The following is a 15,288-nucleotide window of genomic DNA, read 5'->3' as shown; positions in this document are numbered from 1 at the left end:
CCCGGGTGCCGCACCCCCGCCCGCGGTGCCCTGCGTCGCCTCCCCCGCCAGCCCGACGATCCGCGCCGCGGTCGCCCGCTCCCGGCCGGCCAGCAGCAGCCGGCGGAACTCCAGGGCGTCGGCGGGCCGGTCGTCCGGCTGCTTCGCCATCAGGCCGAGGACCGCCCGCTCCAGGTAGTCCGGCACCTCCGGTCTGCGCCGCCGCAGCGGCTCCGGCTCCGTATCGCGATGGCCGATCAGCACCGACCAGGAGTCCTCCAGGTCGAACGGCGGGACGCCGGTGACGAGTTCGTACAGCACGCAGCCCAGCGAGTACAGGTCACTGCGGTGGTCGATGCCGGAACCGGCGATCTGCTCCGGCGACATGTAGTGCGGCGTGCCCATCGCCACCCCGCCGGTGCCCCCGCCCACCTTCGACGTGAAGCCGATGTCGTGGGCCAGCCGCGCGATGCCGAAGTCGCAGATCTTCACGGTGCCGTCGGGGGCCCGCAGGATGTTCTCCGGCTTGAGGTCCCGGTGCACTATGCCCTGGTCGTGGGTGTACGCCAGCGCGGCCGCGGTCTGCTCGGCGATGTCGACGATGTCGTCGACCTCCAGCAGGGCGCCGTTGTTGCCCTGCAGCACCTGGCTCAGGTTGCCGCCGAGCATCAGCTCCATCACCAGGAAGAGGACGCCACCGTCCTCCCCGAAGTCGTGCACGACGGTGATCCCGCGGTGCTGCAGCGAGGCGGCGACCCGGGCCTCGCGGCGGAACCGCTCGCGGACCACCTGCGTGAACGTCTGCTCGTCGCCGCGCGGTCCGGAGGCCGGCTTGAGGCACTTGACCGCGACCCGGCGCCCCAGGGACTCGTCCAGCGCCAGCCAGACCTCGCCCATGCCGCCACGCCCGATCATCTCCAGCAGCCGGTAGCGCCCCTGGACCGGCCTGGTGGCCGTCCCCTCCGACGCCTCCGTCGTATCCGCCGCGTCCGCCATCCGCCTGTCTGCCCCACCCCGTCGACTTCGAACTCCCGCCCTACTGCTCGTCCAGTATGGCCGGGTGCCTGCGGAGCTTATAGGGGGAGGGCCGGGAGCCGGGGCCCAGCCGGTCCATCGCGCGCAGGATGTGCTTGGGCGGCAGCTGCCAGCGCACCCGGGGCGGGATGGCGCGGAGGATGTTCGCGGTGGCGACGAGGCGGCGGGTGACCGTGGCCGCGGGTGGGGCCGGACGGCCGTAGAGCTCGTGTGCGTACGGGGGCAGCGTGCCGTACGCGAGTCCGGAGACCCGCGACCAGAGCACTTTGCGCGCGGGAACGAGCGGGAGCGGGGTCGGCGGCCGGCGCAGGAAGTCGTCCACGGCGGTGGAGTCGGGGGTCGCGGCCAGCTCGGGGCGGACCTTTTCGAAATACGCCGCCAGCGCCGCGCAGTCGGCGGGCACGTCCTGGGGATCGAGACCCACCTGCTGTGCGGCCACCCGCTGTTCGTCCACGTACCGGTCCGCCTGCGCGTCGGAGACCGGCAGCCCGGAGCGGCGGGCGATGTGCAGATACGAGTCGATCTCCGCGCAGTGCACCCACAGCAGCAGGTCCGGATCGTCGATGCGGAAGACCTCCCCGGTGGCCGGGTCGGTGGCGGTGAGCCGCCGGTGGATGCCCCGGATCCGCGCGCCCACCCGGTCGGCGGCCTCCGTGGTGCCGTACGTGAGCGTGCCGACGAAGTTCGCCGTCCGCATCAGCCGCCCCCACGCGTCCCGCCGGAAGTCGGAGTTGGCCATCACCCCGCGGACCGCGCGCGGGTGCAGCGCCTGCAGATACAGCGCCCGCACCCCCGCGATCCACATCACCGGGTCGCAGTGCAGCTGCCAGGTGACCGACGCCGGGCCGAAGAGACCGGGATCCCGCTCCTGCACCGCCATCTGGCCCCGCCTCCCGGAGGTCGACCGCTCTGCCGGCCTTCAGCGTCGCACGCGCGGCATTCCCAGGCCGATCCAGGAGATGATTTCGCGCTGGATCTCGTTGTTGCCGCCGCCGAAGGTGAAGATGACGGCGGAGCGGTAGGCGCGCTCCAGCTCGCCGTGCAGGATCAGCCCGGCGGAGCCGTCCTTCAGCGGTGCGGCCGCGCCGGTGATCTCCATCATCCAGGCGTACGCGTCCCGGCGGGCCTCGGAGCTGTAGACCTTGACGGCGGAGGCGTCCTGCGGGGTGAGGGTGCCGCGCTGCAGCGCGTCGACCATCTGCCAGTTCATCACCTTCATCGCCTCGAGCCTGGTGTGCGTACGGGCGATCAGCGCCCGCACCCAGCCCAGGTCGGCGACGCGGCGGCCGTCGGGCAGCTTGGTGGCGGCGGCCCATTCGCGTACGTCGGCGAGGGCCCGCGTGGCCATCGTGCCGTGCGCGGCGAGGGTGACGCGCTCGTGGTTGAGCTGGTTGGTGATCAGCCGCCAGCCCTTGTTCTCCTCGCCGACGCGGCGGGAGACCGGGACGCGGATGTTCTCGTAGTAGCTGGCCGTGGTGTCGTGTCCGGCCAGGGTGTTGATGACGGTGCAGGAGTAGCCGGGGTCGGTGGTCGGCACCAGGAGCATCGAAATGCCCTTGTGCGGGGGCGCGTCCGGGTCGGTGCGGACGGCGAGCCAGACCCAGTCGGCGGTGTCGCCGTTGGTGGTCCAGATCTTCTGCCCGTTGACGACGTACTCGTCCCCCTCGCGCACGGCGCGGGTCTTCAGGGAGGCGAGGTCCGTGCCGGCGTCCGGCTCGCTGTAGCCGATGGCGAAGTCGATCTCGCCGCGGAGGATCTTCGGGAGGAAGTAGTCCTTCTGCTCGTCCGTGCCGAACTGCATGATCGTCGGGCCGACGGTGTTGAGCGCCATCAGCGGCAGCGGCACCCCGGCCTGCGCGGCCTCGTCGAAGAAGATGAACTGCTCCATGGGCGTGAGCCCGCGCCCGCCGTACTCCTTCGGCCAGCCGACGCCGAGCCAGCCGTCGGAGCCGAGGCGCTGGATGGTGCGGCGGTAGAACTTCTTCGCCGCTTTGGGGTCGGTGTGCCGGGCGTACGCGCCTTCGGGCACGAGTTCCGCGAAGTAGCTGCGCAGTTCGGTGCGGAGTTGCTGCTGTTCAGGCGTGTATTCGAGGTCCACGGGCCCCTCCAGGCGGGTCGCGATTCGGGGGCAGAGTAGAACGTGTTTCACAAATGTGGAAGGGGTCGCATGACGGCACGTCAGATCAGACGCCCAGCGGCCGGTCCACGGGCGCGACGGGTGCGTGCAGTGTCGTCTCGCCGGTGAGGTACCGGTCCACCGCCGCCGCGCACGACCGCCCTTCCGCGATCGCCCACACCACCAGGGACTGTCCGCGCCCCGCGTCGCCCGCCACGAAGACCCCGTCCCGGCCGGTCTCGTAGCCCTCGCCGCGGAGGAAGGTGCCGCGCTCGTCGGCCTCCAGGCCCAGCTGGTCGGCGAGCGGCCCGAGTTCGGGCCCGTCGAAGCCGAGCGCCAGCAGCACCAGGTCGGCGGGCAGCTCGGCGTCCGTGCCGGGCAGCGGCGTGCGGGTCGCCGGCTCCACCTCCGCCACGTGCAGCGCCCGTACGCGCCGGTCGCCGGCGAAGCGCAGCGTCGACGTCGCGAAGACCCGCCCGTGCTCACCGCGGCCGACGCCCGCCCCCGCCTCCTCGTGGGCCGGCGAGACCCGGTGCACCTTGGGGTGTACGGGCCACGGCTCGTGCGGCGCCCGGTCGTCGCCGGGCCGCGGGTTGATGTCCAGCTGCACCACCGAGCGCGCGCCCTGCCGCAGCACGGTGCCGAGGCAGTCGGCGCCGGTGTCGCCGCCGCCGACAATGACGACGTCGCGGCCGCGGGCGTCGATGGGCGAGACGGCGTCGGCGCCGAAGTCGCCCTCCTGGACCCGGTTGGCGAGCGGCAGGAACTCCATCGCCTGGTGGATCCCGGCCAGCTCCCGCCCCGGCACGGCGAGTTCCCGGCACGCCGTGGCCCCGGTGGCGACGACCACCGCGTCGAAGCGCCGCCGCAGCTTCGTCGCGTCGAGATCGCGGCCGACGTCGCGGCCCGTACGGAACTTGGTGCCCTCGGCGGTCATCTGCGCCACCCGCCGGTTGATGTGCCGCTTCTCCATCTTGAACTCGGGGATGCCGTACCGCAGTAGCCCGCCGAGCCGGTCGTCGCGCTCGTACACCACCACCGTGTGTCCGGCCCGGGTGAGCTGCTGCGCCGCGGCGAGTCCCGCGGGTCCGGAGCCGATCACCGCGACGGTACGGCCGGACAGGCGCTCGGGCGGCCGGGGCGGGGCGTGGCCCTCGGCCCAGGCCTTGTCGGCGATGGTGACCTCGACGTTCTTGATGGTGACCGGGTCGGAGTTGATCGCCAGCACGCACGCGGACTCGCACGGCGCGGGGCAGACGCGGCCGGTGAACTCGGGAAAGTTGTTCGTGGCGTGCAGCCGCTCGCTCGCGGCCGCCCAGTCGCCGCGGTAGGCGTAGTCGTTCCACTCCGGGATCAGATTGCCCAGCGGGCAGCCGCTGTGGCAGAAGGGAATACCGCAGTCCATGCAGCGTCCGGCCTGCGCGCTGATCACCGGCAGCAGGGCACCGGGCCGGTAGACCTCGTGCCAGTCCCGTACGCGCTCTTCGACCGGCCTTCGCTCCCAGAGCAGGACCGGGGTGGTGAGAAAACCCTTCGGGTCAGCCATGGGCTGCCCCCATCAGTCGTGCACCAGCTTCTTTTCACGATACGACCGGGCTGCCGGGATCGCCTCCCGTGGCTGATACTGGCCGTGTGCCCAGCCACAGCCCGTCGTAGTTCTCGGAGGCCGCCGTGAAGATGCTCATCAACGTGCCGGAAACCGTCGTCGCGGACGCGCTGCGCGGCATCGCCGCAGCCCATCCGGAGCTGACCGTGGACGTGGAGAACCGGGTGGTGGTGCGCCGGGACGCGCCGGTGACCGACAAGGTCGGGCTGATCTCCGGCGGCGGCTCGGGACATGAGCCGCTGCACGCCGGGTTCGTCGGCCCCGGCATGCTCGACGCCGCCTGCCCCGGCGAGGTCTTCACCTCCCCCGTGCCCGACCAGATGGCGCGGGCCGCGGCCGCGGTGGACGCGGGCAAGGGCGTGCTGTTCATCGTGAAGAACTACACCGGCGACGTCATGAACTTCGACATGGCGATGGAGCTCGCCGAGGACGAGGGCGTCCAGGTCGCGAAGGTGCTGGTCAACGACGACGTCGCGGTCACCGACAGCCTGTACACCGCGGGCCGCCGCGGCACCGGCGCGACGCTCTTCGTCGAGAAGCTCGCGGGCGCCGCCGCCCAGGAGGGCGCGCCGCTGGAGCGCGTCGAGGCGGTCGCCCGCCAGGTGAACGAGGCCTCGCGCAGCTTCGGCGTCGCGCTCTCGGCCTGCTCCACCCCCGCAAAGGGCAGCCCCACCTTCGACCTGCCGGCCGGCGAGCTGGAGCTCGGCATCGGCATCCACGGCGAACCGGGCCGCGAGCGGCGGGCGATGATGACGTCCCGCGAGATCGCCGACTTCGCGGTGGACGCCGTACTGGAGGACCTGAAGCCCACGATGCCGGTGCTGCTGCTCGTCAACGGCATGGGCGCCACCCCGCTGCTGGAGCTGTACGGCTTCAACGCCGAGGTGCACCGCGTCCTCGCCGAGCGCAAGGTCCCGGTGGCCCGCAGCCTGGTCGGTAACTACGTCACCTCCCTCGACATGGCAGGCTGCTCGGTGACGCTGTGCCAGGCCGACGAGGAGCTGCTGCGGCTGTGGGACGCCCCGGTCGGCACCCCGGCGCTGCGCTGGGGCATGTGAGCCGTACGAAAGAGGCATGGGAAAGGAACGCGACGTGCGCGACGCCGAATTCATCCGCCGCTGGATGCTGGCCATGGCCGAGGCGGTGGAGTCCGAGGCCAAGCACCTGACCGACCTGGACTCCGCGATCGGCGACGCCGACCACGGCGCCAACCTGCAGCGCGGCTTCACCGCGGTGGCCGAGGCGCTGCGCGCGGAGCTCCCGGCCACGCCCGGCGCCGTGCTGGTGCTCGCGGGCCGGCAGCTGATCTCCAAGGTCGGCGGCGCCTCGGGCCCGTTGTACGGATCGCTGCTGCGCGCCACCGGCAAGGCGCTCGGCGACGCGGCCGAGGCCGACGACGCGCAGCTGCGCGAGGCGCTGCAGGCCGGCGTGGACGCGGTGGTCAAGCTCGGCGGCGCGCAGCCCGGCGACAAGACGATGCTGGACACCCTGGTGCCCGCCCTCGCCGCGCTCGCGGACGGCTATCCGGCCGCCCGCGCCGCCGCGGAGAAGGGCGCGAAGGACACCATCCCGCTGCAGGCCCGCAAGGGCCGCGCCAGCTACCTGGGCGAGCGCAGCATCGGCCACGAGGACCCCGGCGCGGCCTCCTCGGCGCTCCTGATCACGGCGCTCGCGGAGGTGGCCGCGGATGTCTGACGGCAAGCATGTCGGCGTCGTCCTCGTCTCGCACAGCGCCGCGGTCGCCGAGTCGGTCGCGGCGCTGGCCGCGGCGCTCGCCGGCGGGGCGGACGCGGTCCCGCTCAAGGCCGCCGGCGGCACCCCGGACGGCGGCTTCGGCACCGACGCGGACCTGATCGCCGCGGCCGCGCGGGAGGCGGACGAGGGTGCCGGCGTGGTGCTCCTCGTCGACCTGGGCAGCGCCGTGCTCACCGTAAAGGCGCTCGCGGAGGACGACGAGCTGCCGGAGGGCGCGCGGCTGGTGGACGCGCCGCTGGTGGAGGGCGCGGTGGCAGCGGTGGTCACCGCCTCGACGGGCGCGGATCTGGCGGCGGTCGAGGCGGCGGCGTCGGAGGCGTACGACTACCGGAAGGTCTGAGCCCGCTCAGATCCCCCGCGCCGCCAGACTCAGATCCCCCGCGCCGCCAGATACGTGTCGAAGGCCGCCGACTTCTCGGTGTCCTCGAAGGTCTCGTACTCGTAGACCTTCCCCCACCGCACATGCGCGACGATCGTGCCCTCGTTCACGTACACGGTCTCGCCGTGCTCGTCCGTCGCGTAGTCCGTGAAGCGCATGCACACCTTGGTGTGCCACGGCGGCCCGGAGACGAGGATGTCGTCGAAGACGATCTGGATGCCGGCGGCCCGGAACCGCAGCAGCCACTCCTCGACGGCGTCCTTGCCGTGGAACTCGCCGCTCCATGAGCTCTCGCCCGGGAAGCGCATCACCACGTCCTCGTGATACGCCCGCAGCGTCGGCTCGATGTCGCCCTCGCGCAGCCGCCGGGCGCTGTGCTGCAGCATCGCCCGTACCCCGGCGGCATACAGCGCCGGCAGCGCCAGGCCGCCCAGGCCGGCTGCGACTATTGCGGATCGGCTCGTACGGGACATGTCCGCCCTCCCTCGCAATTGCGGTGCGCCTGCGGAAAAGACGCTACTCGCTCCGCAGGCGCCACGCCCATCACGCCCAGGACCGCCGTCTTGGGGCAAGAGCGACGCGATCAGGGCAAATTCACCGAGCCGCCGCCATACTGTTCCTACCTTGGGGGGCCCGGTGATGGCTGACTTACAGCAAGGCACGTCGCTGCGGGGAGATACCGGCGTGCGGGGTGCCGGCTCCGGTGATGACGGTGTCGGTGGCCGGGCCAGTCCCTCGGTTCCGCCGGCGGTGACGCTGCCCAAGGGCGGCGGTGCGGTGCGCGGCATCGGGGAAAAGTTCGCCGCCAACCCCGTCAACGGCACGGGGACGTTGTCCGTCCCTGTCGTCACCAGCCCGGGGCGGTCCGGCTTCGGTCCCCAACTCGCCCTGTCGTACGACTCCGGCGCCGGCAACGGCCCCTTCGGATACGGCTGGGCGCTGTCGACGTCCGCCATCACCCGCAGGGCCGACCTCGGTATGCCGCGCTATCACGACGACGAGTCCGATGTGTTCCTGCTCTCCGGGGCCGAGGACCTGGTGCCGCTTCTCGACGCCGACGGCGACCGCGTCGAGGACACCGACACCGCGCCCGGATACCGCATCCATGCCTACCGGCCGCGGACCGAGGGCCTGTTCGCCCGGATCGAGCGGTGGACCAGCATCCCGCACCCCGAGGACGTACATTGGCGATCGCTGTCCCGTGACAACGTGCTGACCGTGTACGGCCGGGACGCCACCTCGCGCGTCACCGACCCGGACGACCCGCGCCGCATCTTCAGCTGGCGCATCAGCGAGTCGCGCGACGACAAGGGCAACGCCATCGTCTTCGGCTACACGCCGGAGGACGGGTCCGGTGTCGACGTGGGTGCCGCCCACGAACATAACCGCACCGAGGCGATACGGGGCACCAACGGCTATCTCAGAAACATCCGCTACGGCAACCGGGTGCCGCTGCTGACCACCTCCGGCGTCGGCGCCGGGCGGCGGCCACGGTTCGTGAGCGACGCCGAGTTCGACGCCGCGGACTGGTGCTTCGAGGTGGTATTCGACTACGGCGACCACGACCAGGACGTGCCCGCTCCGCTGCCGGCTCCGGGCAGCCACCGGCCGAGCCGACTGGACCCGTTCTCGTCCTACCGGCCGGGGTTCGAGGTCCGCACCTACCGCCTCTGCCGACGCATCCTGATGTTCCATCACTTCGAGGACGAGCCCGGCGTCGGGCTCGGCTGCCTCGTCCGGTCGACGGACCTGACGTACCGGGAGACCGCGGTCGCGTCGTTCGTCACCTCCGTCACGCAGAGCGGGTACCGGCGTGCCGGTGGCGGCTACCTGAAACGGTCCCTGCCCGTGCTGGAGTTCAGCTACAGCGAGGCAACGATCGACGACAGCGTCCACGAGGTGGATGCCGGCACGCTGGAGAACCTGCCGGTGGGCGTCGACGGCACCACGTACAGCTGGGTCGATCTGGACAGCGAGGCCATGCCGGGCGTCATCAGTCGGCAGGCCGGCGCCTGGTACTACTGGGCCAACGACGGCGACGCCCGGCTCGGACCGGTGCAGGTCGTGGCGCGGCGCCCGTCGACGGCCGACCTGGGTGCCGACCGCCGGCAGTTCCTCGACCTGGCCGGTGACGGTTCGATGGATTTGGTCCAGTTCGCTCCCCCGCTGCCCGGATTCCACGAACGCACGGCCGATCGCGACTGGGCGCCGTTCCGGCCGTTCCGGTCGTTGCCGAATCTCGACTGGGACGATCCGGACCTGAGCTTCATCGACCTCGACGGCGACGGTCACGCCGACCTGTTCCGCCTGGGCGACGACGACTCGACCTGGCATCGTTCGCTGGGCGAGGACGGATTCGGCGAGGCCGTACGGGTGCCGCAGCCGTCCGACGAGGAGCGCGGTCCGCGCCTGGTGCACTCCGACAGCCGGCAGCAGATCCTCCTCGCCGACATGAGCGGCGACGGCCTGACCGATCTTGTCCGGGTGCGCAGCGGCGAGATCTGCTATTGGCCGAACCTCGGTTACGGCCGCTTCGGAGCCAAGGTCGCGATGGACAACCCGCCGGTGTTCGACACGCCTGACCAGTTCGACCCGCAGCGGATACGCAGCGGCGACGTCGACGGGTCCGGCCACGTGGACCTGTTCTATCTCGGCCGCGACGGCGTAAGGCTCTACGTCAACCAAGCGGGCAACTCGTGGAGCGGCGCCCGCCCGCTCGGCCAGTTCCCGGACGTCGACAACCTCACCAGTGTCGCCGTCACCGATCTGCTCGGGAACGGCACCGCCTGTCTCGTGTGGTCGTCACCGCGGCCGCACGACAGCGGCCGGCAGCTGCGCTACCTCGACCTGATGGGCGGCACCAAGCCGCACCTGCTGATTCGCACGGCCAACAACTTCGGTGCCGAGACGCGCGTGTCCTACGCGCCCTCGACGCGCTTCTACCTCCAGGACAAGCACGACGGGAACCCGTGGATTACCCGGCTCCCGTTCCCCGTTCACGTGATCGACCGGGTCGAGACCTATGACCACATCAGCCGGAACCGGTTCGTCACCCAGTACGCCTACCACCACCCCTACTTCGACGGGGTCGAACGCGAGCCGCGCGGCTTCGCCATGGTGGAGTCGTGGAACACCGAGAGCTTCGCGTCGTTCAGCACCGACGGCGCGCTGCCGGCCGGGGACAACGCCGACGCGGCGAGCCACGTCCCCCCGGTGCATACGAAGACGTGGTTCCACGTCGGCGCCCCCGACCCGCTGCCGCCCTTGTTCGCCGGCGACCTGGCCGTTCCGGACCTGCCGGCAGGACTCACCGACCAGGAGCGGCGGGAGGCGTTTCGCGCGCTCAAGGGGTCGATGCTGCGTCAGGAGGTATACGCCGACGACGGCACGAGCCGGGCCGGCACGCCGTACCTCGTCACCGAGCAGGCCTACACCGTGCGGATGCTGCAGCCCCGGCACCGTAACCAACACGCGGTCTTCCTGACCCACATGTGCGAGACCCTTGCCCACCACTACGAGCGGAACACCGCAGATCCGCGGGTCTCGCACACCCTCACCCTTGAGGTCGACCCGTTCGGCAATGTCCTCAAAGAGGCGAGCGTCGCGTACGGGCGCACCACGTCGCCGCTGGCGCGCAAGGACGACCGCGACCGGCAGACCACCACGCTCGTCACCTACACCGAGAACGCTTTCACCAACCCGGTGACGGGTGACGATCACCGCACACCGCTGCCGGCCGAGATCCGCACCTACGAGCTGACCGGTTACCCGCCGTCGGGCCCGAGGTTCCGGCCGCCGGACTTCGTCGTCGTCCCCGACCCCGGCCACCCCGGGCGGTTGCGGCACCGTTTCGACAGCGACCGCGGCTACACCGAGCCGCCCGGCACCGGCCGGCAGCGTCGCCTCATCGAGCAGGTCCGCACGCACTACCGGGCCGACGACCTCACTGGGCTGCTCGGCCTCGGCGCGCTCGAGCCGCGGGCGCTGCCCGGCGAGGCCTACCGGCTGGCGTACACCGCCGACCTGATCGAGACGGTCTACGAACGGCCGCGCCCCGGGCGGCCGGCCGAGAAACTCGTCCCCGACCCGGAGACGACGCTCGGCCAGGACGGCGGATACGTCGACCTGGACGGCGACGGCCGCTGGTGGATCCCGAGCGGCCGCGTCTTCCACTCCCCCGCCACCGGCGACAGCGCCGCACAGGAACTCGCCCACGCCCGGCAGCACTTCTTCCTCGACCAGCGGTTCCGCGACCCGTTCGGCCGCACCACGACCATCACCTTCGACGATCACGACCTGCTGACGCGGGAGACCCGCGACCCTCTCGGCAACCGGATCACGGTCGGCGAACGCGCGCCCACCGGCGACATCGACACCACCAAGCCGGGTAACGACTACCGGGTGCTCCAGCCGGCGGCGGTGATGGACCCCGACCGCAATCGCGCCCAAGTCGCCTTCGACACCCTCGGGATGGTCGTCGGCACCGCGGTGCTCGGCAAGCCCGAGGAGACCCGCGGCGACACGCTCGTGGGTTTCGTGGCCGACCTGCCCGAGGCGACGGTGCTCGGCCACCTCGACGATCCCCTCGCCGATCCGCTCGCCGTCCTGGGCGGCGCGAGCACCCGGCTCCTCTACGACCTCACCGCTTTCGAGCGCACCGGAACCCGGCCCGCGGTGGCCTGCACCATGGCACGCGAGACCCACCACAGCGACCCCGGCGGCCGGCAGCCGCCCGTGCAGCAGTCGTTCGCCTACTCCGACGGATTCGGCCGGCAGATCCAGCTGAAGGGCCGGGCCGAGTCCGGCCCCGTGCCACGTCGTGACGCCGCCGGCGAGATAATTCTGGACGCCGAGGGCCTGCCCGTCATGACGACTGCCGATGTGTCACCCCGGTGGGTCGGCACCGGTTGGACCGTCTTCAACAACAAGGGCAAGCCCGTGCGGAAGTACGAGCCCTTCTTCAGCGACACGCACCGGTTCGAGTTCGGGGTGCGGGTGGGCGTCAGCCCCGTTGTCTTCTACGACCCGCTCGACCGCGTCGTCGCCACGCTGCACCCCAACCACACCTACGAGAAGGCCGTCTTCGACGCCTGGCAGCAGGTGGCGTTCGACGTCAACGACACAGTCGCTGCAGACGGTGACGAGACCGGCGACCCGCGAACCGACCCGGATATCGGCGGGTACGTGGCGGCGTACTTCTCCGGCCGGCCGCCCACCTGGCAGACGTGGCGCGCAGAGCGGCTGGGCACTGCGCTCGGCGTCACTGAACAGGAGGCCGCGACCGCGGCCGTCGTCCACGCCAACACGCCGACCACCGTCCACCTGGACCCGCTGGGACGCCCGTTCCTCACCGTCGCGCGCAATCGCTTCATCCGCGCCGGAGCCAGGGTCGACGAGGCGTACCCCACCTGCATCGTGCTCGACATCGAGGGCAACCAGCGGTCGGTACGCGACCCGCTCGACCGCACGATCATGACCTACGACCAGGACCTGCTCGGCAATCAGATCCACCAGAACAGCGTCGACGCCGGACAGCGCTGGACACTGAACGACGCCACCGGCAAACCGATCCGTGCCTGGAACGGCCGCGGCCACGGCTTCCGCACCGAATACGACGCGCTGCGGCGTCCCGTCCGGTCCTTCACCGCGGGCCTGGACCCCGGCGACCCGGCGGTGGAGACGCTGACCGACCTCCTCGTCTACGGTGAGCAGCACCCTGGGCGTACTACCGGCAACCTGCGCGGAAGGGTCTGCCTCCAGTGTGATCAGGCCGGCGTGATCGCCACCGAGCAGTACGACTTCAAGGGCAACGCGATGACCTCGGTGCGCCGGGTCGCGACCGGCTACCGCGAGGCCGTGGGATGGGAGGCGGTCGACGCCGCGATTCCGCCCGCCGGCACGGTATTCGACCCGGCGCGGCTGTCGGCCGCGCTCGCCACACTCGTCGAGGCCGAGACCTTCGCCGGCGCCACCACGTATGACGCCCTCAACCGCGCCGTGACGATCGAGGCGCCCGATGCGAGCGTCATCCGGCCCGGCTACAACGAGGCGAATCTGCTCGACCGGCTCGACGCCAACCTCCAGGGCCTGCGCGACGGGTCCGGTGACCCCGTCTGGTCGCCCTTCGTCACGGACATCGACTACGACGCCAAGGGCCGGCGCACCCGGATCGCCTACGGAAGCGGCGCCACCGCCGGCCGCGAAGGCGTCACCACCACCTACACCTACGACCGCCGCACCTTCCGCCTGACGAAGCTCACCACCCGCCGCGACCCGGCCGCGTTCCCCAACGACTGCCCGGCGCCGCCGGTAGCCGGCTGGCCCGGTTGCCGGATACAGGACCTGCAGTACACGTACGACCCGACAGGCAACATCACCCACATCGTCGACACCGCCCAGCAGGCCGTGTTCTTCCGCAACAAGCGCGTCGAACCCAGCTCCCGGTACACCTACGACGCCGTCTACCGCCTGATCGGGGCAACCGGCCGGGAGCACCTGGGACAGGCGGGCGCCCCGACGCCGTACACCAGCGACGACTCCGCCAGATTCGGCGCCCTGCATCCCAACGACGGCCCGGCGATGGGCACGTACGCGGAGAGCTACACCTACGACGCCGTCGGCAACATCTCCCTGCTGCACCACTCCGGCTCCGATCCGGCGAACGCCGGCTGGCAGCGCACCTACGCCTGCCAAGCGGGCACCAACCGCCTGGACACGACGACGCTGAACGGAACGAACCCGCCGGTCGAGCGGTACCGCCACGACGCCCACGGCAACCTCACCCGCATCCCCCACCTGGGCGGCTCCGACCCGTCCGCGAACCTGCACTGGGACCACAGCGACCAACTGCACCAGGCCGACCTGGGCGGCGGCACGGCGTACTACACGTACGATTCGGCCGGCCGGCGCGTGCGGAAGGTGTGGGAGAAGGCGCCCGGACTGATCGAGGAGCGCATCTACGCCGGTGAGTTCGAGGTCTTCCGCAGCCGGGACGGCCAGGGGACGCTGCGCTTCGAACGCGAGACCCTGCACCTCTCCGACGACGAGCGCCGCATCGCCCTGGTGGAAACCCGCACCGTCGACCTGGCGGGCAAGGACACCAGCCCCCGCCAGCTGCTCCGGTACCAGATAGGCAACCACCTGGGGTCAAGCCACCTCGAACTGGACGCGGCCGCCCAGATCATCTCGTACGAGGAGCACAGCCCCTACGGCAGCACGACATACCAGGCGTCGAGCGGCCGGACCGAGGCCCCGAAACGCTATCGGTACAGCGACAAGGAACGCGACGAGGAAACCGGGTTCACTTATCACGGTGCCCGTTACTACGCGCCGTGGCTCAGCCGTTGGGTGAGCTGTGACCCGGCGGAGCTTTCCGTCGATCTAGCCCTCTACCTCTACTGCCGTTGCAATCCCGTGATCGCCCACGACCCGACTGGGCGCGCACCGCAGCCGGTCGGGTACGTCTACCACTTCATATTGCCCGTGGATGACGTGGACTTCCACTACATCGGTTCCGCCGTGGACCTTCAGAGTCGCCTTCAGCCGCGACACCCCTGGTGGGAACTCATGCAAGACCTGAATGCGAAAGGCACAACGTGGGAGACCAAGGCCAATCTCAACGTGAAGGCCTCCGGCAGCGGAACCCGTCTCAGCGCGCAATTGGAAGCGCTGCGGAGTCAGGAAGAGAAGGTCCTTAACCGTGTTGCCCGTCAGGTCGAGAAACAGAACTTCAGGCAGAAACCCGGCCAGCGGCTGGGCCACATCCTCAACAAGAGCCACGCGGCGGAGGATCCGGCGCTCTTTGCCACGCGCCATAGCACCAGCCTCGGTCGCGGCCAGGTGATCAAGCAGGCCGGTGCCGCGTTCGAACCACCTCCCATGCCGAGTCGGTCCCTCGCCAGCACGCTCAAGGTTGTCGGCACGGTCGGAACGATCGCCGGAGCGGCGGCGTCCCTGTACGCGCCGATCGCGGCCGCGCAGGAACTCGATGCGGCCGGCGAAGCACTGGGCGATGCCTATCTCCCGGCGTGGGAGTCCAACGCTAGATTCAACAACTCCGGGATGGTGATGATCGGCAATCGGATCGACGGTCAGGCCTTCATGTTCGAGCCGAAGGAATTCGGAGGATCGCCGCTTTTCCGAGTTATCTCGAACCCGATCGAAGCGGGCGATCAGGGCGTGGAGCCCGGCAGCCTGGAGAAGGTCGGGGAGCTCTACTGGAATGGGTCCGACCGATGGGCGACCGATGACCTGAGCGGCGTCGCCAAGATCGGTGTTCTCGACTGGCTCCAGGGAAAGAGGCAGGTGACCGCCTGGATCGCCCAGTACCCGGAATCCGGCAATGGCTACTTCCTTAACATCAAAAGGGACTAGCTGGTATCAGTTGCGCCAACCTGGCGGACGCCGACCTGGTCGATG

Annotated in this window: 9 protein-coding genes; 4 read left to right on the top strand and 5 right to left on the bottom strand. The window is 70.8% G+C overall.

The window, feature by feature from the left end; all coding sequences use genetic code 11:
* From G5C51_RS07060 to G5C51_RS07045, 4 genes are all read right to left on the bottom strand, one after another.
* A partial coding sequence (locus G5C51_RS07060) for a serine/threonine-protein kinase (protein WP_165233464.1) occupies window positions 1-975 on the bottom strand: 975 nt, incomplete at its 3' end.
* 40 nt (window positions 976-1,015) lie between these two features.
* On the bottom strand, window positions 1,016-1,894 hold the full coding sequence (locus G5C51_RS07055; protein ID WP_165233461.1) for an oxygenase MpaB family protein: 879 nt from the start codon (window positions 1,892-1,894) through the stop codon (window positions 1,016-1,018).
* 39 nt (window positions 1,895-1,933) lie between these two features.
* On the bottom strand, window positions 1,934-3,112 hold the full coding sequence (locus G5C51_RS07050; RefSeq protein ID WP_165233458.1) for an acyl-CoA dehydrogenase family protein: 1,179 nt from the start codon (window positions 3,110-3,112) through the stop codon (window positions 1,934-1,936).
* Between the two features lie 85 nt (window positions 3,113-3,197).
* Window positions 3,198-4,676 (bottom strand): glutamate synthase subunit beta, encoded by a 1,479-nt coding sequence (locus G5C51_RS07045; protein ID WP_165233455.1) that lies wholly within the window; start codon window positions 4,674-4,676, stop codon window positions 3,198-3,200.
* Window positions 4,677-4,801: 125 nt separating this feature from the next.
* Here G5C51_RS07045 and dhaK point away from each other — a divergent pair, with 125 nt between their 5' ends.
* The 3 genes from dhaK to G5C51_RS07030 are packed head-to-tail and all read left to right on the top strand — an operon-like array spanning window position 4,802 to window position 6,831.
* On the top strand, window positions 4,802-5,794 hold the full coding sequence (dhaK, locus tag G5C51_RS07040) for a dihydroxyacetone kinase subunit DhaK (protein ID WP_165233452.1): 993 nt from the start codon (window positions 4,802-4,804) through the stop codon (window positions 5,792-5,794).
* Window positions 5,795-5,828: 34 nt separating this feature from the next.
* On the top strand, window positions 5,829-6,431 hold the full coding sequence (gene dhaL, locus G5C51_RS07035; protein ID WP_165233491.1) for a dihydroxyacetone kinase subunit DhaL: 603 nt from the start codon (window positions 5,829-5,831) through the stop codon (window positions 6,429-6,431).
* The gene (locus G5C51_RS07030; protein WP_165233449.1) at window positions 6,424-6,831 is read left to right on the top strand and encodes a PTS-dependent dihydroxyacetone kinase phosphotransferase subunit DhaM; all 408 of its coding nucleotides are present in this window, start codon (window positions 6,424-6,426) and stop codon (window positions 6,829-6,831) included. The genes dhaL and G5C51_RS07030 overlap by 8 nt, the downstream gene beginning before the upstream one ends.
* Before the next feature lie 29 nt (window positions 6,832-6,860).
* Here the strand turns inward: G5C51_RS07030 and G5C51_RS07025 are convergent, their stop codons facing one another.
* Window positions 6,861-7,343: a nuclear transport factor 2 family protein gene (locus tag G5C51_RS07025; protein ID WP_165233446.1), complete on the bottom strand. Its 483-nt coding sequence runs from the start codon at window positions 7,341-7,343 to the stop codon at window positions 6,861-6,863.
* A 277-nt stretch (window positions 7,344-7,620) separates the two neighbouring features.
* Between G5C51_RS07025 and G5C51_RS07020 the strand changes: the two genes are divergently transcribed.
* Window positions 7,621-15,243, top strand: coding sequence for a SpvB/TcaC N-terminal domain-containing protein (locus G5C51_RS07020; RefSeq protein ID WP_206313536.1), 7,623 nt, complete (start codon window positions 7,621-7,623; stop codon window positions 15,241-15,243).
* Window positions 15,244-15,288: the final 45 nt, after the last annotated feature.

Source organism: Streptomyces coryli, from assembly GCF_011044975.1.
Taxonomy (GTDB): Bacteria; Actinomycetota; Actinomycetes; order Streptomycetales; family Streptomycetaceae; genus Streptomyces; species Streptomyces coryli.
This window is presented reverse-complemented; position numbering and strand designations above follow the sequence as displayed.